This is a genomic window from Frigoribacterium sp. AC394, assembly GCF_979258095.1.
The window spans coordinates 2,441,573-2,465,728 of record NZ_OZ409834.1 but is presented as its reverse complement, the minus strand read 5'-3'; the positions used below and the strand labels follow the sequence as shown (position 1 = coordinate 2,465,728).

Sequence of the window (24,156 nt, the reverse complement as noted above, 5' to 3'; positions counted from 1 at the left end):
TCCGGGCCACCACCGAAAGGAACCACCATGCCCTTCGCCAACCTCAAGGTCCCCGCGGACACCCTCACGCCTGAGTCCAAGAAGAAGCTGCAGGACGCCGTCACGGACGCCATCGTCGACGTCTACGGAGAACGAGCACGCCCGACGACCCTCGTCATCCTCGACGAGGTCGCCGACGGCGGCTGGATGCTCGGCGGCACCATCCTCAACGAAGCGATGCTCGGCCGCGTCTAGCACCGCTAGTCACAGGATGAGGGGCCCGGGCGACCGGGCCCCTCATCGCGTTCGCGGCACCGAGCCTGCCGCGACTCGAGCGCGCCGGTCCCGGTTCACCCGTCGGGGGCGGTGACCGGTCCCCGGGCGGCCGTTCCGAGCTCGCTGCTCGATCTGCGGCAGGAGCGCCCGCACCGCGGCGACGACGACTTCGTCCACGCGATCCTCGGGGAGCCGGCCGGTGGCGGCCAAGGCACTGATGCCTTCTGTCGTCGCCGCGACCAGGAACGGCATCGGGCCCATCGACTCCGGACTGCTCTCCCCGAGCAGCTCCGCGCCCACTGCGAAGAAGCGCTCGGCCGAGGACTGCGCCTCGGGGTCGCGCCCCGCATTCGTGCCGTCGTCGGTCGACGCGAACATCAGCTGCATCAGGGGGCCGTTGTGCTGCGCGAAGCGAGCATGAGCGCGGATGTACTCCGTGAGCCGGCGCTCGAGGGTGCCCACCTGCCGCGCGGCCTCGAGATAGCGACGCAGCTCGTCGAAACCGTCCGCGGCGATCGCGGCGAGGACGGCGTCCCGGTCACGGAAGTGACGGAGCGGCGCACCATGGCTGACGCCCACGCGGCGCGCGAGCTCTCGCACCGTCACCGCCTGTTGCCCCTCCTCGATCAGGAGCGCGCGCCCCTCGCGGACGAGCTCCTCACGCAGCGACCCGTGGTGGTAGGAGCGTGCTTGCTGTGCCATCCGAACAGTGTAGACGTTGACAACAATGTGGCCAGTGTCTACATTGGGGGCATGGACGACACCAGAGCAGGCCAGGCACCGACCAACGAGACCGTCATCATCACCGGCGGCACCAGCGGCATCGGCCGAGCGACCGCGGTCGCCCTGGCCGAGTCCGGATCACGCATCATCCTCGCTGTCCGGAATCAGGAGAAGGGGCAAGCCATGGCAGCGACCCTCCCCGGCACTCCGGGAACGCACCGCGTCCTGCCACTCGACCTCGCGCGGCTCGAGACGGTGCCCGACTTCGCAGACCGGATCGACGAACCGATCGCCATCCTCGTCAACAACGCAGGCGTCGAGTCGAAGGACCTCCAGCGGACGGCCGACGGTCACGAGCTCCAGTTCGGCACGAACCACCTGGGGCACTTCCTCCTGACGACGCTGCTCCTGCCGCACATCACCGACCGCGTCGTCACCGTCGCGTCCCAGGCGGAACGGATGGCTCGTCTCGACCTCGACGACCTCGATTGGCACCGACGCCCGTACCAGGCGAGCCGGGCGTACGCGGACTCCAAGCTCGCCAACCTGCTGTTCACGTCGGAGCTGGACCGGCGGCTGCAGACGTCGGGCTCTCGAGTGCGGGCGCTGGCCGCCCACCCGGGGTTGGTCAAGACAGCCATCTACGACCGGCCGGCCGGTCAGCGCCCCAACCTCTGGGACCGGCTCGTCCCGATCTTGGGGCAGGAGCCGGAAGACGGTGCGCTGCCGTCGCTGCTCGCCGCCTCAGCCGACCTCCCCGGCGGCACCTTCGTCGGACCCCAGCGGATGATGCACATGCGAGGCGGGGCCGAGGTGATCAGCCAGTCGAAGCAGGCACGGAACCCGGAGACCGCAGCGAGACTCTGGTCGATCTCCGAGCGGATGACGGCAGCGGGCACCCGCCCGTGAGCCTCGTCCAGGACCGTCCCCGCGCACTCTGGACCGCTGTACGCGGATGGCACCGACCTCTCGTCGCCTTCACCACAGTGATGTGCCTCTGGGCTGTGGTGTGCCTCGTCGGGCTGATCCTCGATCCGCGGACATTGGCAGACGACCCGATCTGGGCCAAACCTCTCAAGTTCTCGATCTCCCTCGCGCTCTACGCGATCACCCTTGCGTGGATGCTCTCGATGGTGCAGCGGCCTGTCCTGCGTCGGATCGGTTGGTGGGCCGGAACCGTCGGCGCAGCGGCGTCCCTCCTGGAGATCGTCGTCATCTCGATCCAAGTGGTTCGCGGCGTGGGAAGCCACTTCAACGTCTCGACTCCGACGAACCAGCTCTTCTACCAGCTCATGGCCGGTGGGGTCACCCTCATGTACTGCGCGACACTGGTCATCGGAGCCTTCCTGGCCATGTTCTCCCGGATCGAGGACAGGGCGCTGGCGTGGTCCCTGAGGCTCGGACTGATCATCGCCCTGGTCGGCCTGTCCGTGGGCTTCCTCATGGTGATCCCCACCGCGGCCCAGCTGGCCGACCCGACATCGTCGACCTACGGCTCCCACTCCGTGGGCGGTGACGACGCGACCGGCGGTATCTTCTTCCTCGGCTGGAACACCGCCCACGGAGATCTCCGCGTGTCCCACTTCATCGGCATGCACGCACTGCAGGTGCTGCCGATCCTCGCGATCACGCTCCCCCGGGCGCTCAGTGAGGCCGATCGGCTCCGTATCGTCGTCGCGGCCGGAGCGACGTACGCTGCCGTCACCGCGATCGCCCTGTGGCAGGCGTTGCGGGGACAATCGGTCATCCACCCCGACGCCATCACCGTCGCGGCAGTCGGGGTCACCATCGTCCTGGCTGCGATGAGCTTCATGACCATCGCCACGCAGAGACGCCACCAGCACAGGTAGCTCCAGAGTCTGGCCTGACGGCACACCGATGGACGAAGTCGAGGTCGCGCTCGACGAGCGCCCTGGTCTCCCGTCGAGTTTCGGCCCACCTCCTGTCGGTCACCTCCAGCGTGGTCGCTACAAGCACTTGACCGGGTCTGGGTTGCCTCGCGCTTCAAGTGAGCAGGGTGAACGCCGCTCGGCCGACACCGAGGAGCACCGACCGGTCGGCGCCGGCAGTGCCGAGGACCTCCATGCCGCGAGTGACCGCCACGAAGTACGTCGCCAGGGCCCGGGCGTCGAGAGCCGCGTCCACTTCCCCGGCTGTCTGCGCTTGCTCGATGCACCCGGCGTACTCGTCCTCGAGGCGCCGATAGGCGCAACGAGCGGCTTCGGCGACCTCCGGATCGCGGTCGGCCAGCTCCACAGTGGCCTTCGTGAACAGCGAATCCAACGGCCCTTCCAAGGTGAAAGTGATGGCGAGTGCATCCAGGTGCGCTGCCGTGGGTGATGCTTGGAGCGCCTCCAGTAGGTCCGCGGGAACTTCGATGGTGGCTGCGCCGGCGTAGGCCCGATCCCAGCGTCCGTCTGCCCGGGCTCGGTCCACTTCGGCCCGGCCTCGGTCGCGCATCCGGCCCGCTGCGGTGAGCGCTGCGACGAGTTCCACGTTGCGTGCGGACCACAGGGAACGTCTGCGGCGGGGTGTGAAGTGCTGACGGAACGTGGCACCGTCGATGGAGTTTTTTGCGCCCGTTGATCCATCCGCTGCACAGGGCTTCATCGAGCGCCTCCCTGTACGTCAACGAGGTCGGAGCGTGAGCGCCCTTCTTCGCCAGGGTCAACCACACCCCGTCGCTGCCGTCCTCGTGCTCGTCGAGCCAGGTGCGCCACGCTCCGGCGTCGGCCACGGTCAAGCGGACCCGGCCGGAGCAGTCGGCCGCCTCAGGCATCGACTCCACGCCGGCCCGTGGTCAGCCCGAACACGGCGGAGACGCTGGCGGCGACGACGGCGGAGACGCTGGCGGCGACGACGGCGGATCTGTCAAGGGCGGAGAAGGTCGCGGGAATGGTCGTTCCTTTCTTCTGGCGAGGACAGAGGGAGGGACCGCGGCGCGGGCAGGTCGGCCTCGCGCCGCGGCAGAGGCACTAGGCCGTGACGCTGAAGCTCCAGGTGACGCCGAACCTGTCGGTGAGCATGCCGAAGCCAGCACTCCACGCCGACGCGGCGAGCAGTTCGACGATGGTCGCGCCGACCACCAGCGCGTCCCAGTAGCCCTGCAACTCGTCGAGGCTGTCGGACCCGATCGAGACGAACAGGGCCTGGTCGGTGACGGTCGTGCCGTTCTCGCGGCGGGTCAGGCCTCCACCGGCGATCGAACCGTCGGTCTGGCCGGGGATGTCGTACCCCATGATGCGGAAGCCGTTCTCGGCGACGACGAGGCCGAAGACGACCTTGTCGGCGCCGGGGACGTCCGCCGGCATCCCGAAGTCGGCGTAGGTGTTGACCACCAGGTGCCCGCCGAACACGGACTGGTAGAACTCCAGCGCCTGCCGGGCGTCGCCGAGGAAGTTGAGGTGGGTGGTCGTCTGGATCGTCATCGCTGCTCCTTGGTGGGGGGTCGACCCGATCGGCCGACGACTCGACCCTCGCAGCTGTCTAGGTCTGTTGCTGTCCTAGAACGGATCTACGCTGGGCGACATGACGACGACATCGCGACTGCTCGACCTGCTGTCGTTGCTGCAGACGCGGCGGGACTGGCCAGGGTCGCTCCTGGCGTCGCGTCTCGACGTCAGCGACCGGACGGTCCGCCGGGACGTGGATCGTCTCCGGGAGATGGGTTACAGCATCCGCGCGACGATGGGCCCCGATGGCGGGTACCGGCTCGACGCCGGCAGCGAGCTGCCGCCCCTGCTTTTCGATGATGACCAGACTGTCGCGGTGGCCGTCGCCTTGCAGGTGGCAGCCGGTGCCGGCGGAGGGTTTGAGGAGGCGGCGATCCGCGCCCTGGGGACGATCCGCCAGGTCATGCCCTCCCGACTGCGACGCCGGCTGGATGCTTTCGAGGTGACCGCCGTCGGCCGTCCGGGAGATGCAGCACTGGCGGATCTCTCGCTCGACGTCCTCGTCGCTCTTGCCAACAGCATCCGAGACCGCGAAGTCCTGCGCTTCGACTATGCCGACCGCGGCCACGACGACAGCGCGCAGCAGACGCGCCAGGCCCGCCGGGTCGAGCCGCACCACCTGGTGACGTCACACGGCCGCTGGTACCTCGTGGCCTGGGACCTCGAGCGCGACGACTGGCGTCTGTTCAGCGTGGACCGTGTGCAGCCGCGGGCCCCCGGTGGCCCCCGGTACGTTCCCCGTGTCGTGCCCGGCGGAAGCGTGCACGAGTTCGTCTCCGCTCGCTTCAAGGGGTCCGACGTCGACGAGTGGCCATGCCGAGGCACCGTCGTACTGGAACTGCCCGCTCGCGACGTCCTCCCGTTCGCCGGCGACGGCACAGTCGTGGCCGTCGACGACCAGCGGTGCACCCTCGAGGCGGGCTCGTGGTCCTGGGGTGCCTTGGCCGCCTCCTACGGCCGCTTCGAGGTGCCCATGCAGGTGATCGGCCCCCCCGAGCTCGCGACTGCTTTCGTGACCCTCGCGCAGCGATACGCGGCGACATGCGCGACCAGCTACGACTAGTGCGGCAGGTCCAGAACGCAGCCAGTTGGCCTTCAGCCCTGGGGAACACGCAGGCGCCTGATCCCTGGAGCCGACAGGCGCCCGTCTATCGATCGTCTATCGGGACGCCGCCCCGAGCAGGTTTGCGAGATGGGAGTTCCACCCCTCCTCGTGTGCGGCTCGAAGTCCGTCGCCATCTACGAGCTGCCCAAAACCTCGTTCGTCAGCGTGACCGTGCTCCGCTCGCCGTCACTTCGCAGGTCGAGGCGGACCGTGAGTGGCGACGGCCATTCCGGCTGCTGCCACACGAAGGCCAGCCGACTCGGCGGTACTGCTTCCGTCACGCGACCGTCAGCGAAGTGCTCGCGGCCGCCCTCGGTCCAGGTCTCGCGCAGGGCCGAGCCGACCTCGGGAGTCAGCACCAGCTCAGGCCACCAGGAGTCGCGCTCGTCCGTAAGCGCGCACCACAGTCCCTCCGCGGAGGACATCGATGTGACGGTGATCGACAGCGAGTCAGCGCACATGCTCAGACGCTAGTGCGTCTGCCCAGCACCGGTGCCGATGTGCCGGCCAACGATGGGCTATCGCACACCTCCACGCGCGGGATCGTCCGCAGCCGCTCCCTAGTCACGCCTGGTCATCGCGGCGCACTCCGTCGACGATGCGGTCTGCGGCAGCGTGCAACATCGCAGGTTCCACACCATCGAGCAGCTGCGTCGATAGCCCGAGCACGAATGCGTGCACCATCATCGCTTCCACAGCGGGGTGGAGGTCGGCACGGGTCACGCCTGCGGTGAGCCCTCGACGAAGACATGCCTCGATGCGCGCTCGGTCCTCGGCGCGCCGCGCGGCCACGACGGACCTCGCAGCGATGTCGTCGTCCCCGTCCGCGCCGAGGGTCGCGGAGAGCGTGACGAGGCAACCGCCCGGGTGGGCGGCGTCCGACTGCATGTCGATCGTTCCGTGCAGCATCGAGCTGAGAGCCTCGAGTGGATCTCTCGTCAGGTCGCCGACGAGCTCGCTCACTCGCCCGGGGCCAGCGGTGTAGTGCTCGACCGCGCGCTCGAACAAGCCTTCCTTCGAGCCGAAGGCACCGTAGAGGCTCGCCGATGAGAGCCCGGTCGCCGCACGTAACTGCGCGATGGATGACGCCTCGTACCCGTGGCGCCAGAACACCAGCATCGCCGCGTCGAGCACCTCATGCTCGACGAAGGCTCTTGGTCGTCCCTGCTGTGGCATCTTCACCCTTTCGGATCGGTCGATCCAGTTTGACACACCTGCCTCGACTCAGCAGTATTGGATCGACCATTCCATAAAAAGAAAAGAGTGATCGGTGTCCCACCCCCGAACAGAATCCACACACAGAGGGCAACAGCAGGACGAGCGCTCCCTCCCGGTACTGCCACTCGTCCTCATGGCACTCAGCGGGTTCATCATCATCATGACCGAGACGCTTCCAGCGGGTCTCCTGCCCCAGCTCGCCGACGCGTTCGATGTCAGCGACGGGACCGCCGGCCAGCTGATCACGGTGTACGCACTCGGCACCGTCGTCGCAGCCATCCCCACGATCGCGCTGACCCGAGGGGCATCGCGCAAGCCGTTGCTCGTCATCGGGCTACTGGGCTTCCTGGTCGCCAACACGCTCACCGCGATCGCGCCGACGTTAGCGGTCGCCCTCGTCGTGCGCTTCATCGCAGGCGCCTTCTCCGGCCTGATCTGGGGCATGCTCGCCGGCTACGCCCGCCGTATCGCCGCCCCCGAGCGCGCCGGACAAGCCCTCGCGATCGCAATGGCTGGCACGCCCATCGCCCTCTCCATCGGCACCCCGCTCGGGGCCTGGCTCGGTGCGACAGTCGGCTGGCGATGGTCCTTCGCCGCGGTCTCCGGGATCACGGTGCTCGTCGTCCTGCTCGTGCTCGCGCACGTGCCGAACGCGCCAGGTCAGCGTTCGAGCTCGAGACTCCCCCTCGGCCGTGTACTCGTGATCCCCGGCGTCGCCGTGGTCCTCGCTGCCGTGTTCACGTGGATGCTCGCGCACAACCTGCTCTACTCCTACATCGCCCCTTACCTCGCCGGCACAGGCACCGGCATCCGCCCCGATGTCGCCCTGTTCGCCTTCGGCTTGGCGGCACTCGTCGGCATCTGGATCACCGGCGCACTCATCGATCGATCGCTGCGGCACCTCGCTCTCATCAGCACAGCGATGTTCATCGTCGCCGGAGCACTACTGCTCGCCCTCCCCACGTCGGCGCCCGCCACGATCGCTGCGATCGCCCTGTGGGGTATCGCCTTCGGCGGCTCCGCAACACAACTGCAGACAGCGATGGGCAATGCCGCCGGCGAGAGCGTAGACGTCGCCAACGCCATGCTCACCACAGCCTTCAACCTCGCCATCTTCGGCGGAGGAGCGGCCGGCGCCATCCTCGTCGACGGCATCGGGCCTGCCGCAATTCCCATCGCGATGATCGCCCTCTCCGCAATCGCCTTGCTGACCGTCGCCCTCGGACGCAGGACAGCCTTCCCGCCGCGCTGAGCAGCCCCGGCGATCGGAATTTCTGGCCAGAAGCGCCCGGTAAACGATCGTCTACCGGGACACCGCTGCGGGCCGCCGTTGCAACGGTCAGTACGCGGGAAGATGCAGGATGACTACTTCCGAGTGGCTCCGACTCGCTTACTTTCCATGTCTGCTCGTCGTGTTCGGCGTACTCGGTCACGTTGGCCTGAAGTACAGCCAGGGAAAAGAGCTGCCACGACACAAGCAGCTTCGCTTGCTAGCGGTCGGAGCACTAGCCCTCGCCGTCGGAGTCGTTCTCTTCGCCACGAGCTGGCTCGTTTAGCTTCCGCCGTGGCCGGTCGAGGATCCCTCAGCGGGACGGTCGAGTCGTTAGCCTCGGCATCATGGCGACCACCCGAGCATCCAAGAGCCGAGCTGGCATAGTCCTGAGCATTGTGGGGGCTGTGATGCTGCCTCTGGGCTTCTTCGTCATCGCGGGCTGGCGCGATGAGTCCGGGGCGGCGGTCCCGATCGGAGTGGCTGTCATCCTCGTGGGCATCGCCGCTGGTGTTGTGGGTCTCCTGCTCCGCGAAGGGCGAGGTCAGGACTAGGTCGCGACCGTCGCGGTGCCTAGAAAGGGATCCCCTATCGGGCCCACGGCGGCCCCGTGCTCGCTTGGTAGAGCGATCAAGACTGGGCGAACCAAGCGACCATGCAAACCAGCCCCACAACAGCGATAGAGACCGTGAGCCCGGCGAAGCGGCGGCGACGCTCTTTCGACATCGCCTTGCCGCCACTGAAACGAGCGGCGGTGACTACATTCATCCCAACGGCGACGATGACGCACACAACCCCGATCGCAAGGAGAAGGTCTGCGGGTGTCATGGCACTCATCTTGCTCTCTCACCTTGCCTGACCTCGCGCGCCCGTCCTCGTTCCACCTGCTTCTAGCTCACCTCATCGGCGCATAGTCCGGCAGGCGATCGTCCAGCGGCCACGATCTAGACGTGGGAGCCTTCAGTCAGGTACATAGCGTCACGAACGAGAGAGCGGCGACCATGATCAAGAACCTTCTGTTTGGTGGCGTGAAGTTGCTGACGATCGGCATCGTGGCCGGGCTAACCAGCTTGGGCGTTCTCAACGGGAACAAGCCTCACCCAGGGCCATTCACGGATCCCAATAGGCGCGACCACTACCGACCGTAGGTCGAGGCAAAGGGTCCACGGGCTCTGCACGGTGAAGGATCCCCTACTGAGACGACGCGTACAGCGTCTCTGCGTGCTCTCGCGGCATGAATTCCTGGGCGAAGTCGCGTTCGTTCGGAGTCCAGACGTCGGTCCACAGCGCCTCGTGGCGTCGGCCTAGCTCCCTGTCGCGGGCCATGCCGCGGCTGACGGCGACGTCGAGCTCGACATCGCACCAGACCGTCACGTCGAGGGAGCGCAGGGCCTCAGGGTGGAAAAGGCCGATGAGATCGACGACGAGGATCTCAGCGCGAGGAACCGGCTCCGGAGCGCCGAGTGCCCCTACCGCCCAGTCATACCGTTGGAACTCGCCCTGCTGCTCGCCGCGGAAGGGCTTCAAGACACTCGAAACGAGACGTTGCCGATCCACTCCGTCCCAGTCCGCAGAGCGGAGGTGAGAGCGTGCAGGATCGAGAAAGTCGTCACCGCGCATCCTCACGGCGCCAGGCAGGGCCTCGACCATGCGGCGCGCAAGCGTGGACTTACCTGACCCGCAGAAGCCCGAGATGCCGACCACAATGGGGCGGCCCGCCGACCCGGCCCTGATTGCGACATGCTCGACGACTTCGCCCTGATCCATGCAACGACCCTACGAGGTCGCCCCGGTGGCCGATCCCCTACCGGACAGGCTTCGCATCGACGCCACTGCCTCGAGGGCAACAAGCGTGGCTAGTTTGGCTTTCATGATGAGCCGCAAACGAGCTGTCTCGCTTGTGGCGTGCGTGGCTGCTCTTTCCGCGACGGGCTGCACGGACCCCAGCGACACTCATGTGCCGCGATCGGAGACGCACGACGTCGACGTCGTTGTCCTGCTCGACGGCGAACGTGTGCCAGCCTGCAACGTCACATTCATCGGTAGTCCCGAGGACGGTTCACCGCTGACAGAGGAAGGGCACATCACAGGAGAGACAGGTACGACCAGTCGAGCTTTGCCCCCGGGCTCGTATACGGTCACGGCCAGCTGTGCCGCGCCCCCATCGAATTCAGTCGAGCAATCTTTCGATGTGGGGCACGACGACCTCGAGATCCAACTGGAACTCGCTCCGAACGCGTAGTCCCACGGCTTGTCGGTGGCCGGCAGGCGATCCCCTATCGGGCGTGCGGCTCCCTGTTTCGTAACTCGTCGAGCATGCGGGTGAGCTTGTCGTAGCCACGCCAGGCGGTGACCGTCGACACGATGAGCAAAGCGAGAAAGACCAGAGAAAGGACGAACCAGACCGGATCCGCTGTAGAGGCGAGCCAGAGGCTGAGCGCGAGGAAGCCCATGAACATGACAGGCGCCAGCCACCTCGACCTACGGTTCTGGCCCTGCCACTTCTCGAGCATCGGGATCCATGTCGACGAGTCGACGTCGGAAGGAACTGCGCCGGCCTTCACCGCCGCCTGCATCCGAGACAACTCATCCACACTGCCGGCACCACGCCGGGCACGGCTGATGACCACACCGAAGAAGACCGTCATCGCACCCGCGTAGAAGACCGTACCGAGCAAACGGGCGATCACGGGCTGTTCGCCCGGCATGACGAGGACACCGATGCCCAGCCACAAGGCAGCCAGGAGGATGAAGAGCAAAGGCAGAAGTGCTCGAAGCGGCAGAGAGCGGAAACGCGCCATCAGAGATACTCCTTCGGGATAGCTCATATCCTCCCCTAGGTTGTCTCGTCGTGACCGCCTCGGAGCCGGCCTTGGCACGCGTACGGACATGGATCGGCTACCGGGCACCGGTAACAGCCTTCCCGCTTCCCTGACCGCGCCACAGCGACCGGCGTGTGGGATCGTCGAAGCGAGATGACATGCTGAGCGCATGCTGACCGATGCGGAGATCGTGGCCGCGATGAGAAGAGTCGAGCGAAAGAGTCGATCTACCGGGACGGACCTGTCGCATCTCGACTACGAGATGCGAGACATCCGCGCCTCGCCCGGACACGTCGATGTCGAACTCATCCAGCGCGACGGCCACTCCGCGCGTCTCCTCATCGCCCTCCCCTCCACCGGCGAATCCCAATACTGGCTCTACTTTCTCCCCGAGAAAGCCGAAGAGTGGGTAGAACAGCTCCTCATCTGGCTCGACGAAGAGGTTTTCACCAGCGGGCTCATGGACGGGCGAGTACGCGTAGAGAGAAACGGTGCCAGTTACGTGCAGTCAGCTCCCTACGGTTGGCGCGTGACGGATCCTGCTGAGCACGCACGCCTCTCCGAGGCTGCTGGCCCCGACGGTTGGTACGGATGACGATCCCCAAGCGGAACGGGTCTCAGCTGGCCGCGCTTTCCGTTCCGGACCGCCACCAGTGCCGGAACGTGGCTCGGTCGAGCCACGTTCGTGTGCCCGAATAATCGATCCCCGGGATCGGTTACCGAGACCGTCCACGGTCATCAGATCCTTGCAGCAGCTCAGCGTCACTAGGCTTCCCCGGATGTCTACTAACCCGTTCGGCGAAGTTCCCGTCCTACCGGTCGCTGTCCCCGTCGGCGCCGTCGTGTTCCTCCTCCAGCTTGCGCTCCTGCTCAGGGGGCAACGTTTCACCCGGCCGCGCGCGGCTGTCGCGGCCGCCATCGCCGTCTACGCCGCGGGAATCTTCGCGAACACGGTCTTCCCGATCTTTCTCAACCCGACGCCAAGGTCTGAGCCATGGGAGCCGGCGCTGGCACTGATCCCGTTCCAGGACTACGAGCTCGCGGACGCGCTCACCAACCTGGCGGTGTTCATACCGCTCGGCATCCTCATACCGCTCCTGATGCGCCGGCCGTCCTGGTGGAAGGTGCTGCTGACCTCGGCGGTGGTCAGCCTGACAATCGAGCTACTGCAACTCGCCGCGCAGAAGCTGTTCTCCGGTGGTCACGTCGCTGACGTCAACGACTTCATCTGGAACACCTTCGGGGGAATCCTCGGCTACGTGATCTTCGTTCTGCTCACACGTGTACCGATCTTGTCCGCACTCGCGGACCGGTTCCGCTGGCACAAGAACCCCGGGGCAGCACCCACCGCCTAAACCGCGGAGCAGCGCCCGCTTGGGGATCGCTCACCGAGCAACGGCGGAGGCTAGCCACTTCCCCGCAGCTACGGGGCGCTGGCTGTCTCGATAGGTCAGTCCGAAACAGATCTCGGTGAACGATCGGCTATCGGGCACCCTGCGGGAGTCACCCACGTCCGTCAAGCCCTGAGCTTGCCTATGTGCAGCGGGGATCGTCTCCACCGGTGACGCAAGGCACGTAGTCGGACATAAGCCCTTGGCCACCGCCGATAATGCTCGTCAGTTGCCCCTCAAGGAGGAGGAGCACAACGACCTCGCCGACGACTATGGCAAGGGCCACGACCGAGAGAACCCGTAGACCGGGCCAGTTCGACGCAGAAGCGAGCAGGGTGGCTGTCAGAAGCGCGAGGACGGACACTGCGAGAACGACGTCATAAGCGATGACCTGCATGAACGTCCACGGATCGCTACCGCCGATGAGCTGGAAGTTCGAGGCCCAGATACCGAAGAGCGTCAGTATCCCGGCGAGACCCAGGATGAAAGCGGTCTGGGCCACCAGAGCCAGCTGCCGCAAGCGCATCTCGACGGTCGTGTCCATGGACAGAGACTAGGACGCGGTCGTCAAGATCACCAGATGCCGATCCCCTATCGGACGATGACGCGCCATGCGCCGTTTTCGGTGCTCGCGACCGAGGAGAAGCTGACGTTCGTCACGCCCTTGCGGGACGACTCCGGGATGTCCAGCTCGAGCACGCCCTCGGCGCAGCTCGCACGGGCGGACGTCGTGTCGACGGCACCGGTAGCCGACGTCAGACCGAACAGCCCCTCAACGGATCCGTCGCCGAAACACTCGAGTTCGACTCGCCTGATCGTCACGGGCTCCTCGAAAGTCGCCGAGATCGCGCTGCCGCCGGCTCCCTCGCCGCGATCGGCGACCGCTGCCAAGACGACCAGCTCGTCGCCGTCGTCCTGCACCGCTGACGGCGCCTGGTCAAGCCACAGAGCGATGTCGCCGGCCTGCTCACCGGGATCGACCTCGGAGCACCCGGCGAGGCTGACAGCACAGAGGGTCACGACGAGTAGGCAAAGCGATCGGGGGCGCACGATCGAAGGATGGCATGAAGCGCACTTCGTCGCGACTCCCACTGCGGGGGCCCGGCCAGCGATCGTCTAATGGGACACCGCGCTCTGGTCATCCAGCCGCAAGCGGAGCCAGCGCGACGGCGGGGAGAGCACGTGCGTGCATTACGTTCGTTCAATGACCATCCCACCCACCGGGGTCGCGCTTGCGCTAGCCACCTCGGGCGTTCTCATGCTTGTTTCCGGTGCCATCAACGTCGCTTCTGGCGAGACACGTGCCCTCGGATTCGTTCTGCTTGTCTCTGGCCTAGTGGTTGTTCTCAGCGGCATCATGCTCTACATGAAGGCACGTCACCCGTCACCGTAGTGGGCGAGAGTTTGCAGTCGTGCCCGTCAACCGATCGTCTACCGGGCACTCCCTAAGCCTGCTGACAGGCGCAAGAGAGAATGCACCATGACGACCTCAGAAGCGCTTCGCCTCGCCTATGCGCCGTTCCTCTTCGTGGCACTAGGCCTGCTTGCGTACATCGGCATCAAATACAGCCAGGGCAAAGAGCTACCCCGGTAGAAAAGACTCCGCATCGTCGGTCTCGCCTCGATCGTCATGCTCATCGGCGCTGGCCTCTACATCACAAGCTGGTTGATCTAGAACCGCAGCCGCCCCCAGGAGCATCGCCTACTGAGGCTTGGGTGCACCGACATCTTGCGCCATTGCCCTAGTCAATTTCTTGCCGTGGCGGTGCTCCGAAGTCGCCTTCGGCTCACGGCGAGAGACGTCGGCGGCATGCGGTAACTTTCGCCATATGAGTCCAATGATCCTTGCCTCCACTACAGCAACAGACCCAGCGCTCCTTCCAACATGGATCGGAGCCATCGCCACGGCGGCTGCGGTCATTGTGGCCATCGTCGCGATCCTCCTGACCTACCGGCAAGTGCGACTGACTGCCATCCAACTTCGAGACGCCTCCGTTCAAGCAGCCCAAGACAGCGAAGACCGAACACGCCCCTACGTCACCATGAACATCGTCCCGAGCATTGCCAGTCAAGGCGCTCTTGACTTGATCCTTTCGAATACGGGGGCAACTGCTGCCACCAACGTCCGCTTCGAGCTCCTCGGCGATGGGTTCGGTCTTTCAGATGACGACACACATGTAGGCCCAGGCCTTCGAGATTTCTTCAGCACACCGTTCGAACTTGCACCCGGCGCTAAGCTGCGCCTTTTCTGGCACCTGCCCGAAAGCCCAGCAGAAGTAAGCGACAAACCAGGCGCAATGGGTGCACCAGTCACCGGCGAGCTGCAAGCCACCTACAGTCGCGACGTCGATGGTCAGCCAGGATCTCGCGAATACGTCACGACGCACCGTTATGACTTCACTTTCTGGCCCAAGATTACCCCGCAGGCCTGGACCGGAAAACACAACGAGGGCAGTCAATCTGACCCGATCACTCACCTAAAGAATATTGATTTTGGGGTGAGAGCCATTGCGCATCACGTAGGCGAATCAACCCGGTGAGAGCCTTGACTGGACTCAGGATTGGTACGCGCGACCACGTTCCCAGCTCGTGCTAATCAACCCTGTTCCATACGCCGATCGTCTATCGGACGCCACGACGATGTCACCGCTACTTTGGGACGCCCTCCGATGGGATGACCACACCAGGTCGCTCGCAAACTCCCCCCGCATGCTGCTCGTCGAAGTGCGTACCGACATGCCCGGAGGCGAAGTCAGCCGAGGATCGCCTGCATCTGCTGGTAGAACGCCTTTGGGTCCGCGCCCTCCAAGTGAGCGGCCTCGACGGGACTCTGTCTGACACTTAGAAATTGTCCACTCAGACGTGCCAATGTCGACCAATGAGCGAATGGCTACCAAGTAGTCGATGAGCAAACCCGCTTAGCCGATCGTCTCGTTCACTTCCCCTCGAGAAGCGAGCCACATCGTGTGCTCGCGACTGATTGCCTCCTCGGCGTCAGCGACCGCGGTAGGCCAGACAGAGTCTTCCGCGGCACGCAGCGACGCGATTTGTTTCTCTAACTCGGCAGCTGTCAAGGCATATGCTGCGCGAAGCGTGGTGTGCTGTTTCAATGCGAGCCAGGCAGCTCCGGCAGCTATGCCTGCGGCCAGAATGCCCGCGGCGTCTATCGTCCAACCACCAAAGAGTCGACCCGCTGCCAAGACCACGGCAATGAGTTCCGCGAGTAGAAGGAAGCTGCGCCACCTCATCGATGCCAAGCGGTTGTCCCTAGCCTTCTTGGAGTACCAATCTCGCTGCTTCTGCGTCCTATCTCGCAGGTAAACGTCTCGGCGGGTCGTGATCGAAGCAGTCCTCAGAGCCTGCATTTCGGGAGTTGGTGAGCTGGCATCTCCCTCGGGCAAGGAGACGCTTTCGGAGACCTGGCGAGCCACCTGACTCACTCGGGCGCGGAATAAATTATCCGCTTCCGTTGTCGACAGACTTTCAAAGAACGGGTCGGCCCCAACGGCGTAACGCCAGCTCAACGTCTTGACAGACTCCGCACCGGCACGTGCCTGGTACCAGGCCTTTTCAGGATGCTCAATCGTGATGTAGATCTCCGCCCCGAGAGCAGCCATAAATCCAGCTAAGGCCGTGAAGGCCCAGAGATCAACTCCAGCCACGACAAAGGAAAATGCTCCACCGACGGCAGCAATGGTGGCACCGACAAGTCGGATGCGACTGCTTCTCAAAGTCGCTTTCTGGGCATGCATGGAAGCGCTATCCGCTGCCGCGAAAAAGGGCGGTAGTTGCTCGTCGGATAGCTGCACAACTACGACGCGTTCCGAAGACGCAGGGCGCGGCTGTTGTCGACCATGTGACTGCGTGTTGAACGGCGTGTGTACGCGTCATCGATCATGCTCGCCAGGCTTCCTGCTGACGATGGGTACTTCATCCACCGCGCGTACCCTTCGTCGTCGTTGACTACGTTGTCGCGAACACGCTCTGGAGGTGTGCGACCTGCGACGTTGGCCATGGATGGCAGAGTGATGGCCACAAGACCGTTTCGGGATGACGTCGACGTATTCCGAAGTGAGGCAGCAATCTCCCAATCGACGAACCGGCGTCCCCATGTCTTAGCTCCCACCATGACCAAAGTGACCGTGCTGTCCCTCAAGTAAAGCTCTCGGATGCGACTCTTGATGTAGTCAGCATTTGTGCTGTTGATGACGTCACCGGCCATCGAGGCGCCGATGCCCCGAGAGATGAGCACGTCGTGGTCGTGGTCGAACATGTCAATGAAGGACGCCACCTCAGCTTCGTCATCGTGGTGGTAGGAGATGAACGTCTTGTGACGCGTCAGAGTCTTGAGAGCGCTAGGCATGGTCACCCTTTCTAGAGGTGAGTTCCACTCTAGTTTGTCGAGGGCCTCGCCCATGGGCTCTAGGTGACCATTACTAAACCGCACGTTGGATGGCGCGATAGACGGTAGAGCGAGCGACGCCGAACAGCTCCGCGATCTCGCTCGTCGTGTGGGCGCCCGTGCGGTGCAGCTGCACGAGGTGCTTCTCCTGCGAGGCGGTGAGCTTGGGCTTGCGACCCCGGAGCTTGCCGGCAGCCTTCGCGATCGCCATGCCCTCACGGGTCCGGGCGCGAATCAGGTCAGCCTCGAACTCAGCCACCATGCCGAGAACATTGAAAAGCAGCCGCCCAACCGGGTCGGTGGGGTCGTAGACCGCTCCCCCGAGGTTTAGGGCGACCCCCTTCTTCGTCAGCTCGTCCGCGATGTCCGTCGCATCGCGCAGCGATCGAGCGAGACGGTCGAGCTTGGTGACGACCAAGACATCGCCGGCACGGCACGCCGCCAGGGCCTCACGGAGCCCGGGCCGGGCTCGAGTCGTACCCGACAGCCCGTGGTCAACATGGACGTGTTGATCGTCAACACCGAGTGCTGCGAGACCGTCACGTTGTGCTGCGAGATCCTGACCTGAAGTCGAGACGCGTGCGTAGCCGATGAGCATCCGATGACTGTAGCGTTTAGACCCCCGTCACCGGGCATTTTTGCGGGACAGGCATACGCGAATCCGCAGGCCAGGCGCCACTTGGTCTCGGGCGTCCAAAATGGGCTCGCGAAGGTGTCCCGATGAACGACCGCTTATCGAACGCACTAAGCCCTAGCGGGCATTGCGCCCCTGCGTCAGGATGAGCCAGACCGCTCGAGCGACACCCGGTCGACGCCTCGCCGGTGGTGACGCTTCCCCGTACCGCCCCTTGATCGAACGAATGGGGACGACATGACCGACCACCAGGACGACGAGGACCTCGACGGCGCCATCGAGCCCTACAGCGACGAAGCTGACGATTTTCTTCGTGCCCGCGGGTGGCTGTCGCGACGCTCAGACACCGATCGAGGTGCCCCTGACGACGTCTGGGAGTGGCCGCCGACGCAGCAGGACCCATGGCGCGCTGCGACCTGGGTCCAGTTCACGGGCGAGGTGTTCCAGATACACCGCGCAGAGCATAAGGGCTTCTTCTCGATGAGTGGGTTCCAGCAGGACGTGCAGACATTCGTGGAGCTGGCGGCCGAGATCCCCCTGGTGGAGGTCTGGCCACTCACTCTCGAAAAGGCTTCGGCGGAAAGGACTAAGCACCGCCATGCGCAGGCATGGGCGAAGGAGAACAACACCCACACGAGGGGTTTCGCCATCGCAGAGCCGTACGCGTCCCGTATGAACGACGCCACCAACGCGGCTCGTGTGGGCGCGATCACGCGCGAGGAAGCCGAGCGCAGGACGAGTAGAGCCCTCGAGGAGGCATGGGTCGCATACTGCTGCGTCTTCTACGCCGGCACTGAGGATGGCGTGCGCGACATGAAGCGGTTTGCAGCACGGGGATGAATCGCGTACTCACCGAAGTGCGGATGCCTCAGTCGTGAGTTGTGCACGGGCTTGGCACGAATGTCACTCGGGGCGCGGTGCTGGCGTCGTCTTGTCGGCGGCATCGTCGGATCTCGGCGTCGCAGACTGCGGCAGAGTGGCGTCATGACCGATCCGCACGCCGTCGAGATCCTCCGACTCACCGCGTTCGCCGCGGAGCCCGACGGCGGCAACCCCGCGGGTGTCGTGCTCGACGCCTCGCAGCTGACCGACGTCGAGATGCAGCGCATCGCGGCCGACGTCGGGTACGCCGAGACGGCCTTCGTCGTCGACCCGGGCGCCGCCTCCGACGATCGCACCGTGAGCGTCCGCTACTTCTCGCCCGGCGCCGAGGTGCCGTTCTGCGGTCACGCCACCGTCGCGACCGCCGTGGCCCTCGCCGAACGCCGCGGAGTCGGCCCCTTCGCCCTCGACACCCCCGTCGGCCGCGTCGTGATCGACACGGCGCGACCCGAAGGAGGCGCGGGTCGCGTCGGCGACGGCACCACCGGTTCCGCACCTCTCCCGATCACGGCGTCGTTCACGAGCGTCGAGCCCGCCCTCCGCGACCTCGACCCGATCGTGGCCGACCGGCTGCTGGCGCTGCTCGGGCTGGAGCGCTCCGACCTCGACGACCGCTGGCCCCTCCGCGAGTCGTACGCCGGCAACTGGCACCCCGTGGTCACCGTGCGTGAGCAGGCCGTCTTCGACGCGTTCCGCTTCGACCCCGCCGAGATGAGGTCGCTCATGGACGAACGGGGCTGGGCCGGCACCGTCACCGTCGTCCACCGCCGGGAGGCCGACGCGACAGGCGATCTCGTCGTCGAGACGCGCAATCTCTTCCCCGTCGGCGACATCACCGAAGACCCGGCGACCGGCTCGGCGGCCGCGTCTCTCGGGGCGTATCTGCGAGCGCTCGAGCTGATCGCGCCTCCTGCCCGGGTCGTCGTGCACCAGGGTCGGCATGTGGGGCGACCGAGTCTGCTGGTCGTCGACGTGCCTCCGGCAGGCGGCATCACGGTGACGGGCACCGCGGCGCACATCGTGTGATGCCGGCGCAGACGGCGTGCGCCGCGTGACCGCTCAGTCGGCGGCGCGCTCGAGCGTGACCCACTCCTCGTCGCGGACGTAGCCGAGCGCGGTGTTCGCGCGGATGATCCCCGCGTTGTCGGCCGAGCCGCCGGTGCGGAAGCGCGTGACACCCTCCGCCGACAGGGCCAGCACGGAGGCCGCCTTGACCGCGACGGCCAGCCCGCGCCTCCTCCAGGCTCGATGGACGACCGTGAAGTCCGTCTCGGCCGCGCTGCCGCCGCCGTCGGTCTCGACGTCGACGAAGGTCATGGCGACGAGCTCACCGTCGGGGCCGAACGCGCCGAAACCGCGCCGCGCGGGGGTCGGCGTCGCTCCCTCCCGATCGAGCAGGGCGTGCCGAGTCGCCACGCTGCCGGGGTAGTCGTCGGCCGCCGCCGCGTCGAGGGCCAGCACCGCGTCGACGTCGCGGCGATCGAGCGATCGGACCGAGACGCTGACGGCGACCTGCTCGACCAGACGCCGCAGACGCCGCAGACGCGACTCGTCGATGCGATCGGCGTCGAGCCGAGCACCGAACGACCGGGCCGCCACCGACCAGCCCTGCGCCTCGAGCTCGGCCCGCTGCAGAGAATCGGCACGCATCACCTTCGTCGCCATCACATCCCCGATCCTCTCGCCCGCCACCGCCCCGTGCAACCCGGCCCGCTGCCCTCGATCCGCTCCATCCGTCGCCCGAAGGAGGCGCGGCGCCGGTCCCGCTCCATCCGTCGCCCGAAGGAGGCGCGGCGCCGGTCGGCGACGTAGCGTCGACTCATGGACGACCCCGAGGAGCGCCCCGTGTCCGACCCCGAGAGCGGCACGCCCGCCGACGGCGAGGAGGAGGCGGACTCGAACGACGTCGCCCTCGCGATCGTGTTCGGCACCGTGGGTCTGACTCTCTTCCTGACGCTCGACACCCCCTGGGCGGGGCTGCCCATGGTGGTGCTCGGTCTGTTCTTCGGCTACAGGGCGGTCCGCCGTGCCCTGCGGCCGTCCGACGAACCCGGCACGACGGCGCCACACGAATGAGGTGGGTCGCCGCGGCCGGGGTGCTCCTCGTCGGCACGCTGGGCTGGTCGGAGTGGGTGCATGCGCGGTCGAGCGGGCGGCGGCTCGGCGACATCGCACCACGCGGTGGTCGTGAGGCGATCGTCGTCCTCGGGTACCGGAACCGAGGCCGGCGCGCCAACTACATCAACCGGTATCGGCTCCGTGCCGCGCTCCGCTCCATCGACGTCGATCGCGACGAGTCCGTCATCGTGCTCTCCGGCGGGGCCGTCGGGGGTGCGGTCGCCGAGGCGGACCTCCTGCTCCGTCACCTGCGCGACGTGCTCGGCTACGACGGCCCTGTGCTGCTCGATCGGACGAGCACGACGACGTGGCAGAACATCGAGCATGCGATCCCGCTCGTCGAGGAGTTCGACGTCGTCAAGATCGCCTCGAACTCCCTGCACGCCGAGAAGGCGCGTGCTCATCTCTGGAAGCAGCGACCCGACCTCGCCCGCAGGCTCGTCCGGGCCCGCGAACACCGCCTCGGCGAGGTCCCGCTGCTGAAGCCCTACGGGGCCGTCCGCGGCCTGTGGAGCCTGCGGTCCCTCTGACGCGACCCGCGCCTCCTCCGCTCGCCGCGCCTCCTGCCCTCGCCGCGCCTCCTGCCTCCCGCCCTGCCTCCCGCCTCCCGCCTCCTGCCGCCCGCCGCGCCTCCCGCCTCCCCAAGAACCGCGTTCGCGAAGATGAACTGCGATAGAACGCGGTTCATCTTCGCGAACGCGGTTCATCGCGGGGCAGAGAAGACTGAGGGAGGCGCGTCAGACGCCGGCGGCGAAGGCCGCGACGCGGACGGCCAGGTCGTCCATGCGCCTCAGTCGCGCTGCCTCGACGTCGAACCCCTCGTAGGCCGGCGGAGGGGTCTTGCGGACGTTGCGCGAGCACTCGAAGTCCTCGCAGACCAGGGTGCCGATCGTGTCGCCGTTGCGACCCGCGGGCCCGGAGCGCTTGGCGCTGTAGAAGGCGACGTCGTTCGGCAGCGTGATGTCCTGGCACCACGAGCACTGCGCTCGCGAGCGTGTACCGGCCTCGGCTCGACGGAACAGCAGACCGATGATCTCGCCGTCGGGAGTCGGCACGACGGCGTAGGCGCGGCGTCCGATCCTGGGGTCGCGCCAGCCGAGGAAGTCGAGGGACTCCCAGTCGAGGGTGGCGAAGTCGGCGGGGAGGGCGACGTCGGCCGCCTCCTTGCGTGAGGCGTTGACGAAGGAGGCACGGAGGGCCTTCTCGGAGAGGGGGAGCATGGCGGAACCGATCGTAGGGTCGTCCGGGCGCATGACGTGCGGCGGGACGGGAGGGAGGTGGGGTCGACGAGCCGGGTCGTGTCGACGACACGACCGGGGGCGTCAGGCCCTGGAGCCGGCGAAGACGCCGACGACCTCCTGAGAACGATCACTCACGTCCTCAGACTAGTCACGCGCAGACGGCGACCGTCTGATGACCCTCGACGCCGGCCGGCCCCGCCGTCGTACGCTGACTGGAGACCGGAGGTCGTCGCCCTTTCAGGAGGCGCGGCGTGGGGATCCGGACGGCACGATCTCAGGGGGCGTCATGGAACCACCGACCGACGACGGACTGACCGATGCGCGAGCGCTCTTCCGGTCGCCAGACGGATCCGAGCCCGAGACCGTGACCCGGGCCGACACGGCGTCGCGAGACACGCTCGCCGGGGCAGCCGCGCTCGGACTCGGGTCCGCCGTCCTGGCGACCCTCGGCGCGGTCGTCGTCGTCGCGGTCGCGGTGGGATTGCCCATCCTCGCGATCGCACTCAGCGCGATGGCGGCCTCCGTCCTGCTCTGACCCGAGGAGGCGCGGGTCGACACCGATCCCGCCACCGGCAATACTCTTCGAGAGTGATGCACAAGAGTTCTTGCGCAACATCCCTTGTGGGTTCTATCGTCGTCGTATGACCCCTCGCGAGACTCCCCGGTCGACGCTCACCTCGGCCGCCTCGATGCGCGTGATGGCGCATCCGACGCGGCTGCGCCTCCTCGGCCTCCTCCGCGAGCGCGGCCCGCAGACCGCCGCCCTCCTCGGCGACCTCGTCGACGAGGCGCCGGGCACGATCAGCTACCACCTCGGCAAGCTGGCGTCGATCGATCTCATCGAGCCCGCGGCGGCCCCGAGCACGGATCAGCGCGAGCGCTGGTGGCAGGCGACCACGATGCTGACCTCGTGGGAGCCCGCCGAGCTGCTCGACGACCCCGCCGCCCTCGCCGCCTCGTCGGCCCTGCAGAAGTCGATCGCGCACGCCTACGCGAACCGCTACACGGATTACATCGATGCGGCACCGGCCCTGCCCCGCGACTGGGTCGCGGCCGCGGCGAGCGGTGATCGCAGCCTGCGTCTCACGGTCGACGAGCTGGCCACCCTGCGGGGCGAGCTCGAGGCGCTCGTCGAGCGCTGGGTCGCGGCGAGCGCGACCCGCGACCCCGACGACGGCGACGGCGCGGAGTCGGTCGTGCTCGTCTACCAGGCCTACCGGCGGCCCTGAGGTGTCGCGCGCATCGGGGCGCGAGGAGGCGCCCGAGAAGGCCCCGACGACGCGCGGCCCACGAGACCGCCGGGCGATCGGCGCCTTGACCGCCCTGCTGAGCGCTCACGCCGTGTCGCAGACCGGCAACGTGATCACGGCATTCGCGGTCCCCTTCTACGTGCTCGGCCTCGGCGGTTCAGGCGTCGAGGTCGGCGTCGCCGCGTTCTCCGCCACGGCGCCGGTGGTCGTCGGCGGAGCACTCGGCGGGGTGGTCGTCGATCGGGTCGGCCACCGCCGGGCGGCGATCGTGGCCGACCTCGTCAGCGGCGCCGCAGTCCTCGCGATGCCCGTCCTCGCCCTCACCGTCGGCCTCCCGTTCTGGGCGCTCCTCCTCCTCGTCTTCGCCGGGGGTCTGCTCGACACCCCCGGCCAGACGGCCCGCCGGGTGATGCTGCCCCGTCTGACCGACCGCGCCGGCGTCCGACTCGAGCAGAGCGTGGGCCTGCTCGACGGCTCCGAGCGCTTCGCGAAACTGATCGGCGCTTCCGCCGCCGGGCTGCTCGTCGCCACGGTCGGGCCGATCTCCGCCCTGTTCGTCACGGCGGCGACGTTCGCCCTCTCGGCCGGGCTCACCGGCGCCTTCGTCCCCGCGGCGCCGTCGGCGACCGCCCCGCGAGGCGACGGCGATGACGGCTCGACCCGCGCCTCCTACTGGTCCGATCTCGCCGACGGGTTCCGCTTCGTGATGCGAGACCGGCTCATGCGCCTGATCGTCGGGCTCGTGCTGTTCACGAACCTGCTCGACGCCGCTCGAGGGTCGTCGCTGCTGCCCCTCTACGCGAACGACCGCCTCGGAGGCGCGGCCTCGTTGGGTCTGCTCGTCGCCGTCATGGGCGGCTGCGCCCTGATCGGCAACGTGGGCTTCGGGTTCGTCGCCCACCGCATGCCGCGTCGCGTCACCCTCGCGATCTGCTTCACCCTCGCCGGCGGGCCGCCCAGCACGGCCTTCGCCCTCGGCGCACCGCTGCCGGTCCTCGTGGCGGCGACGGCCATCGCGGGGCTCGCCGCCGGATCGATCAATCCCATCCTCGGCGCCGTCCAGCTCGAACGAGTGCCCGAGCACCTGCGGGGTCGTGTCTTCGGCCTCATCAACGCGGGGGCATGGGCCGGCGTGCCGTTCGGCGCCCTGCTCGGCGGGGTCGCCGCCGACACCGTCGGACTCGCCGTGGCCTTCGGCGTGATCGCCGTCGCGTACACGCTCGCCACGCTGACCCCCCTGCTCGGCGGCTCCTGGCGTTCGATGGAGCGAGAGCGAGTCGCGCTCGACGCGACGGCGACCGCCGGCGGCGACCCTCCCGAGCGCCAGAACGGCCCCGCCGAGGGCGGGGCCGTTCCGATCGACGATCGTCAGGTGGGGCGTGGGGCGTGACGG

At 67.0% G+C, this 24,156-nt stretch carries 31 protein-coding genes; 16 read left to right on the top strand and 15 right to left on the bottom strand.

Features of this window, described 5'->3' with window-relative positions:
- Nucleotides 1-27: 27 nt before the first annotated feature.
- Nucleotides 28-234 (top strand): tautomerase family protein, encoded by a 207-nt coding sequence (locus ACZZY9_RS11505; RefSeq protein ID WP_043594869.1) that lies wholly within the window; start codon nt 28-30, stop codon nt 232-234.
- 42 nt (nt 235-276) lie between these two features.
- On the opposite strand, the gene ACZZY9_RS11500 is transcribed toward ACZZY9_RS11505, so the two are convergent.
- Nucleotides 277-957 (bottom strand): TetR/AcrR family transcriptional regulator, encoded by a 681-nt coding sequence (locus tag ACZZY9_RS11500; protein ID WP_463464159.1) that lies wholly within the window; start codon nt 955-957, stop codon nt 277-279.
- 51 nt (nt 958-1,008) lie between these two features.
- On the opposite strand from ACZZY9_RS11500, the gene ACZZY9_RS11495 reads away from it, so the two are divergent.
- The gene (locus ACZZY9_RS11495) at nt 1,009-1,887 is read left to right on the top strand and encodes an SDR family NAD(P)-dependent oxidoreductase (protein WP_056261575.1); all 879 of its coding nucleotides are present in this window, start codon (nt 1,009-1,011) and stop codon (nt 1,885-1,887) included.
- Between the two features lie 134 nt (nt 1,888-2,021).
- The gene (locus ACZZY9_RS11490; RefSeq protein WP_463464158.1) at nt 2,022-2,828 is read left to right on the top strand and encodes a hypothetical protein; all 807 of its coding nucleotides are present in this window, start codon (nt 2,022-2,024) and stop codon (nt 2,826-2,828) included.
- A 154-nt stretch (nt 2,829-2,982) separates the two neighbouring features.
- Here the strand turns inward: ACZZY9_RS11490 and ACZZY9_RS11485 are convergent, their stop codons facing one another.
- Both ACZZY9_RS11485 and ACZZY9_RS11480 read right to left on the bottom strand, forming a co-directional pair.
- Nucleotides 2,983-3,474 carry a TetR family transcriptional regulator C-terminal domain-containing protein gene (locus tag ACZZY9_RS11485; RefSeq protein WP_463464157.1) on the bottom strand — a complete coding sequence of 164 codons (492 nt, stop codon included), beginning with the start codon at nt 3,472-3,474 and terminating at the stop codon, nt 2,983-2,985.
- A gap of 479 nt (nt 3,475-3,953) precedes the next feature.
- Entirely contained in the window at nt 3,954-4,406 is a 453-nt protein-coding gene (locus tag ACZZY9_RS11480) for a VOC family protein (protein ID WP_463464156.1), read from the bottom strand.
- A 100-nt stretch (nt 4,407-4,506) separates the two neighbouring features.
- Between ACZZY9_RS11480 and ACZZY9_RS11475 the strand changes: the two genes are divergently transcribed.
- The gene (locus tag ACZZY9_RS11475; RefSeq protein ID WP_320478475.1) at nt 4,507-5,493 is read left to right on the top strand and encodes a helix-turn-helix transcriptional regulator; all 987 of its coding nucleotides are present in this window, start codon (nt 4,507-4,509) and stop codon (nt 5,491-5,493) included.
- 176 nt (nt 5,494-5,669) lie between these two features.
- On the opposite strand, the gene ACZZY9_RS11470 is transcribed toward ACZZY9_RS11475, so the two are convergent.
- Nucleotides 5,670-5,996, bottom strand: coding sequence for an SRPBCC domain-containing protein (locus ACZZY9_RS11470; protein ID WP_463464155.1), 327 nt, complete (start codon nt 5,994-5,996; stop codon nt 5,670-5,672).
- A 103-nt stretch (nt 5,997-6,099) separates the two neighbouring features.
- Nucleotides 6,100-6,711 carry a TetR/AcrR family transcriptional regulator gene (locus tag ACZZY9_RS11465; protein WP_463464154.1) on the bottom strand — a complete coding sequence of 204 codons (612 nt, stop codon included), beginning with the start codon at nt 6,709-6,711 and terminating at the stop codon, nt 6,100-6,102.
- Nucleotides 6,712-6,805: 94 nt separating this feature from the next.
- Between ACZZY9_RS11465 and ACZZY9_RS11460 the strand changes: the two genes are divergently transcribed.
- Nucleotides 6,806-8,005 carry an MFS transporter gene (locus tag ACZZY9_RS11460; RefSeq protein WP_463464153.1) on the top strand — a complete coding sequence of 400 codons (1,200 nt, stop codon included), beginning with the start codon at nt 6,806-6,808 and terminating at the stop codon, nt 8,003-8,005.
- Nucleotides 8,006-8,370: 365 nt separating this feature from the next.
- Complete coding sequence (locus ACZZY9_RS11455; protein ID WP_463464152.1) at nt 8,371-8,577, top strand: hypothetical protein; 207 nt, start codon at nt 8,371-8,373, stop codon at nt 8,575-8,577.
- Nucleotides 8,578-8,653: 76 nt separating this feature from the next.
- Here the strand turns inward: ACZZY9_RS11455 and ACZZY9_RS11450 are convergent, their stop codons facing one another.
- The 3 genes from ACZZY9_RS11450 to ACZZY9_RS11440 all read right to left on the bottom strand — a co-directional run bounded on the left by ACZZY9_RS11450 (nt 8,654) and on the right by ACZZY9_RS11440 (nt 10,851).
- Nucleotides 8,654-8,851, bottom strand: coding sequence for a hypothetical protein (locus ACZZY9_RS11450; protein ID WP_463464151.1), 198 nt, complete (start codon nt 8,849-8,851; stop codon nt 8,654-8,656).
- A gap of 363 nt (nt 8,852-9,214) precedes the next feature.
- Nucleotides 9,215-9,790, bottom strand: a complete 576-nt coding sequence (locus ACZZY9_RS11445) for a uridine kinase family protein (RefSeq protein ID WP_463464150.1) — start codon at nt 9,788-9,790, stop codon at nt 9,215-9,217.
- A gap of 509 nt (nt 9,791-10,299) precedes the next feature.
- Entirely contained in the window at nt 10,300-10,851 is a 552-nt protein-coding gene (locus ACZZY9_RS11440; protein WP_192061838.1) for a hypothetical protein, read from the bottom strand.
- 163 nt (nt 10,852-11,014) lie between these two features.
- On the opposite strand from ACZZY9_RS11440, the gene ACZZY9_RS11435 reads away from it, so the two are divergent.
- The gene (locus tag ACZZY9_RS11435; protein WP_463464149.1) at nt 11,015-11,440 is read left to right on the top strand and encodes a hypothetical protein; all 426 of its coding nucleotides are present in this window, start codon (nt 11,015-11,017) and stop codon (nt 11,438-11,440) included.
- Nucleotides 11,441-11,624: 184 nt separating this feature from the next.
- Nucleotides 11,625-12,200, top strand: coding sequence for a VanZ family protein (locus ACZZY9_RS11430; RefSeq protein WP_463464148.1), 576 nt, complete (start codon nt 11,625-11,627; stop codon nt 12,198-12,200).
- 178 nt (nt 12,201-12,378) lie between these two features.
- Here the strand turns inward: ACZZY9_RS11430 and ACZZY9_RS11425 are convergent, their stop codons facing one another.
- Nucleotides 12,379-12,780 (bottom strand): hypothetical protein, encoded by a 402-nt coding sequence (locus ACZZY9_RS11425; protein WP_146856381.1) that lies wholly within the window; start codon nt 12,778-12,780, stop codon nt 12,379-12,381.
- 47 nt (nt 12,781-12,827) lie between these two features.
- Nucleotides 12,828-13,256, bottom strand: coding sequence for a hypothetical protein (locus ACZZY9_RS11420; RefSeq protein ID WP_192061847.1), 429 nt, complete (start codon nt 13,254-13,256; stop codon nt 12,828-12,830).
- A gap of 809 nt (nt 13,257-14,065) precedes the next feature.
- On the opposite strand from ACZZY9_RS11420, the gene ACZZY9_RS11415 reads away from it, so the two are divergent.
- On the top strand, nt 14,066-14,776 hold the full coding sequence (locus tag ACZZY9_RS11415; protein ID WP_463464147.1) for a hypothetical protein: 711 nt from the start codon (nt 14,066-14,068) through the stop codon (nt 14,774-14,776).
- 378 nt (nt 14,777-15,154) lie between these two features.
- On the opposite strand, the gene ACZZY9_RS11410 is transcribed toward ACZZY9_RS11415, so the two are convergent.
- From ACZZY9_RS11410 to ACZZY9_RS11400, 3 genes are read right to left on the bottom strand one after another with little or no spacing between them, the layout of a single operon-like run.
- The gene (locus tag ACZZY9_RS11410; protein WP_463464146.1) at nt 15,155-16,045 is read right to left on the bottom strand and encodes a DUF4231 domain-containing protein; all 891 of its coding nucleotides are present in this window, start codon (nt 16,043-16,045) and stop codon (nt 15,155-15,157) included.
- 2 nt (nt 16,046-16,047) lie between these two features.
- Nucleotides 16,048-16,653 carry a TIR domain-containing protein gene (locus tag ACZZY9_RS11405; protein ID WP_463464145.1) on the bottom strand — a complete coding sequence of 202 codons (606 nt, stop codon included), beginning with the start codon at nt 16,651-16,653 and terminating at the stop codon, nt 16,048-16,050.
- 19 nt (nt 16,654-16,672) lie between these two features.
- Nucleotides 16,673-17,236, bottom strand: coding sequence for a recombinase family protein (locus ACZZY9_RS11400; RefSeq protein WP_463464144.1), 564 nt, complete (start codon nt 17,234-17,236; stop codon nt 16,673-16,675).
- 273 nt (nt 17,237-17,509) lie between these two features.
- Between ACZZY9_RS11400 and ACZZY9_RS11395 the strand changes: the two genes are divergently transcribed.
- Both ACZZY9_RS11395 and ACZZY9_RS11390 read left to right on the top strand, forming a co-directional pair.
- Nucleotides 17,510-18,112, top strand: coding sequence for a hypothetical protein (locus ACZZY9_RS11395; RefSeq protein ID WP_463464143.1), 603 nt, complete (start codon nt 17,510-17,512; stop codon nt 18,110-18,112).
- Between the two features lie 144 nt (nt 18,113-18,256).
- Nucleotides 18,257-19,180 carry a PhzF family phenazine biosynthesis protein gene (locus ACZZY9_RS11390; protein ID WP_463464142.1) on the top strand — a complete coding sequence of 308 codons (924 nt, stop codon included), beginning with the start codon at nt 18,257-18,259 and terminating at the stop codon, nt 19,178-19,180.
- Nucleotides 19,181-19,213: 33 nt separating this feature from the next.
- On the opposite strand, the gene ACZZY9_RS11385 is transcribed toward ACZZY9_RS11390, so the two are convergent.
- Nucleotides 19,214-19,819 carry a GNAT family N-acetyltransferase gene (locus ACZZY9_RS11385; RefSeq protein WP_463464141.1) on the bottom strand — a complete coding sequence of 202 codons (606 nt, stop codon included), beginning with the start codon at nt 19,817-19,819 and terminating at the stop codon, nt 19,214-19,216.
- Between the two features lie 156 nt (nt 19,820-19,975).
- Between ACZZY9_RS11385 and ACZZY9_RS11380 the strand changes: the two genes are divergently transcribed.
- Both ACZZY9_RS11380 and ACZZY9_RS11375 read left to right on the top strand, forming a co-directional pair.
- Entirely contained in the window at nt 19,976-20,230 is a 255-nt protein-coding gene (locus ACZZY9_RS11380) for a hypothetical protein (protein ID WP_463464140.1), read from the top strand.
- A complete protein-coding gene (locus ACZZY9_RS11375; RefSeq protein WP_463464139.1) occupies nt 20,227-20,802 on the top strand; it encodes an ElyC/SanA/YdcF family protein in 576 nt (191 codons plus the stop codon). The genes ACZZY9_RS11380 and ACZZY9_RS11375 overlap by 4 nt, the downstream gene beginning before the upstream one ends.
- 207 nt (nt 20,803-21,009) lie before the next feature.
- On the opposite strand, the gene ACZZY9_RS11370 is transcribed toward ACZZY9_RS11375, so the two are convergent.
- Nucleotides 21,010-21,492 (bottom strand): FBP domain-containing protein, encoded by a 483-nt coding sequence (locus tag ACZZY9_RS11370; protein ID WP_463464138.1) that lies wholly within the window; start codon nt 21,490-21,492, stop codon nt 21,010-21,012.
- Nucleotides 21,493-21,799: 307 nt separating this feature from the next.
- Between ACZZY9_RS11370 and ACZZY9_RS11365 the strand changes: the two genes are divergently transcribed.
- From ACZZY9_RS11365 to ACZZY9_RS11355, 3 genes are all read left to right on the top strand, one after another.
- Complete coding sequence (locus tag ACZZY9_RS11365) at nt 21,800-22,048, top strand: hypothetical protein (RefSeq protein ID WP_463464137.1); 249 nt, start codon at nt 21,800-21,802, stop codon at nt 22,046-22,048.
- A 106-nt stretch (nt 22,049-22,154) separates the two neighbouring features.
- The gene (locus ACZZY9_RS11360) at nt 22,155-22,742 is read left to right on the top strand and encodes a helix-turn-helix domain-containing protein (protein ID WP_463464136.1); all 588 of its coding nucleotides are present in this window, start codon (nt 22,155-22,157) and stop codon (nt 22,740-22,742) included.
- 85 nt (nt 22,743-22,827) lie between these two features.
- Nucleotides 22,828-24,153 carry an MFS transporter gene (locus tag ACZZY9_RS11355; RefSeq protein WP_463464135.1) on the top strand — a complete coding sequence of 442 codons (1,326 nt, stop codon included), beginning with the start codon at nt 22,828-22,830 and terminating at the stop codon, nt 24,151-24,153.
- Nucleotides 24,154-24,156 lie beyond the last annotated feature (3 nt).

What these genes read in the sequence shown, in the direction of transcription:
- ACZZY9_RS11505 (WP_043594869.1), top strand. Translation starts at nt 28, where the DNA reads ATGCCCTTCGCCAACCTCAAGGTCCCCGCGGACACCCTCACGCCTGAG.
- ACZZY9_RS11500 (WP_463464159.1), bottom strand. Translation starts at nt 957, where the DNA reads ATGGCACAGCAAGCACGCTCCTACCACCACGGGTCGCTGCGTGAGGAG.
- ACZZY9_RS11495 (WP_056261575.1), top strand. Translation starts at nt 1,009, where the DNA reads ATGGACGACACCAGAGCAGGCCAGGCACCGACCAACGAGACCGTCATC.
- ACZZY9_RS11480 (WP_463464156.1), bottom strand. Translation starts at nt 4,406, where the DNA reads ATGACGATCCAGACGACCACCCACCTCAACTTCCTCGGCGACGCCCGG.
- ACZZY9_RS11475 (WP_320478475.1), top strand. Translation starts at nt 4,507, where the DNA reads ATGACGACGACATCGCGACTGCTCGACCTGCTGTCGTTGCTGCAGACG.
- ACZZY9_RS11470 (WP_463464155.1), bottom strand. Translation starts at nt 5,996, where the DNA reads ATGTGCGCTGACTCGCTGTCGATCACCGTCACATCGATGTCCTCCGCG.
- ACZZY9_RS11465 (WP_463464154.1), bottom strand. Translation starts at nt 6,711, where the DNA reads ATGCCACAGCAGGGACGACCAAGAGCCTTCGTCGAGCATGAGGTGCTC.
- ACZZY9_RS11455 (WP_463464152.1), top strand. Translation starts at nt 8,371, where the DNA reads ATGGCGACCACCCGAGCATCCAAGAGCCGAGCTGGCATAGTCCTGAGC.
- ACZZY9_RS11450 (WP_463464151.1), bottom strand. Translation starts at nt 8,851, where the DNA reads ATGACACCCGCAGACCTTCTCCTTGCGATCGGGGTTGTGTGCGTCATC.
- ACZZY9_RS11445 (WP_463464150.1), bottom strand. Translation starts at nt 9,790, where the DNA reads ATGGATCAGGGCGAAGTCGTCGAGCATGTCGCAATCAGGGCCGGGTCG.
- ACZZY9_RS11440 (WP_192061838.1), bottom strand. Translation starts at nt 10,851, where the DNA reads ATGAGCTATCCCGAAGGAGTATCTCTGATGGCGCGTTTCCGCTCTCTG.
- ACZZY9_RS11435 (WP_463464149.1), top strand. Translation starts at nt 11,015, where the DNA reads ATGCTGACCGATGCGGAGATCGTGGCCGCGATGAGAAGAGTCGAGCGA.
- ACZZY9_RS11430 (WP_463464148.1), top strand. Translation starts at nt 11,625, where the DNA reads ATGTCTACTAACCCGTTCGGCGAAGTTCCCGTCCTACCGGTCGCTGTC.
- ACZZY9_RS11425 (WP_146856381.1), bottom strand. Translation starts at nt 12,780, where the DNA reads ATGGACACGACCGTCGAGATGCGCTTGCGGCAGCTGGCTCTGGTGGCC.
- ACZZY9_RS11415 (WP_463464147.1), top strand. Translation starts at nt 14,066, where the DNA reads ATGAGTCCAATGATCCTTGCCTCCACTACAGCAACAGACCCAGCGCTC.
- ACZZY9_RS11405 (WP_463464145.1), bottom strand. Translation starts at nt 16,653, where the DNA reads ATGGGCGAGGCCCTCGACAAACTAGAGTGGAACTCACCTCTAGAAAGG.
- ACZZY9_RS11400 (WP_463464144.1), bottom strand. Translation starts at nt 17,236, where the DNA reads ATGCTCATCGGCTACGCACGCGTCTCGACTTCAGGTCAGGATCTCGCA.
- ACZZY9_RS11395 (WP_463464143.1), top strand. Translation starts at nt 17,510, where the DNA reads ATGACCGACCACCAGGACGACGAGGACCTCGACGGCGCCATCGAGCCC.
- ACZZY9_RS11390 (WP_463464142.1), top strand. Translation starts at nt 18,257, where the DNA reads ATGACCGATCCGCACGCCGTCGAGATCCTCCGACTCACCGCGTTCGCC.
- ACZZY9_RS11385 (WP_463464141.1), bottom strand. Translation starts at nt 19,819, where the DNA reads ATGGCGACGAAGGTGATGCGTGCCGATTCTCTGCAGCGGGCCGAGCTC.
- ACZZY9_RS11380 (WP_463464140.1), top strand. Translation starts at nt 19,976, where the DNA reads ATGGACGACCCCGAGGAGCGCCCCGTGTCCGACCCCGAGAGCGGCACG.
- ACZZY9_RS11375 (WP_463464139.1), top strand. Translation starts at nt 20,227, where the DNA reads ATGAGGTGGGTCGCCGCGGCCGGGGTGCTCCTCGTCGGCACGCTGGGC.
- ACZZY9_RS11370 (WP_463464138.1), bottom strand. Translation starts at nt 21,492, where the DNA reads ATGCTCCCCCTCTCCGAGAAGGCCCTCCGTGCCTCCTTCGTCAACGCC.
- ACZZY9_RS11365 (WP_463464137.1), top strand. Translation starts at nt 21,800, where the DNA reads ATGGAACCACCGACCGACGACGGACTGACCGATGCGCGAGCGCTCTTC.
- ACZZY9_RS11360 (WP_463464136.1), top strand. Translation starts at nt 22,155, where the DNA reads ATGACCCCTCGCGAGACTCCCCGGTCGACGCTCACCTCGGCCGCCTCG.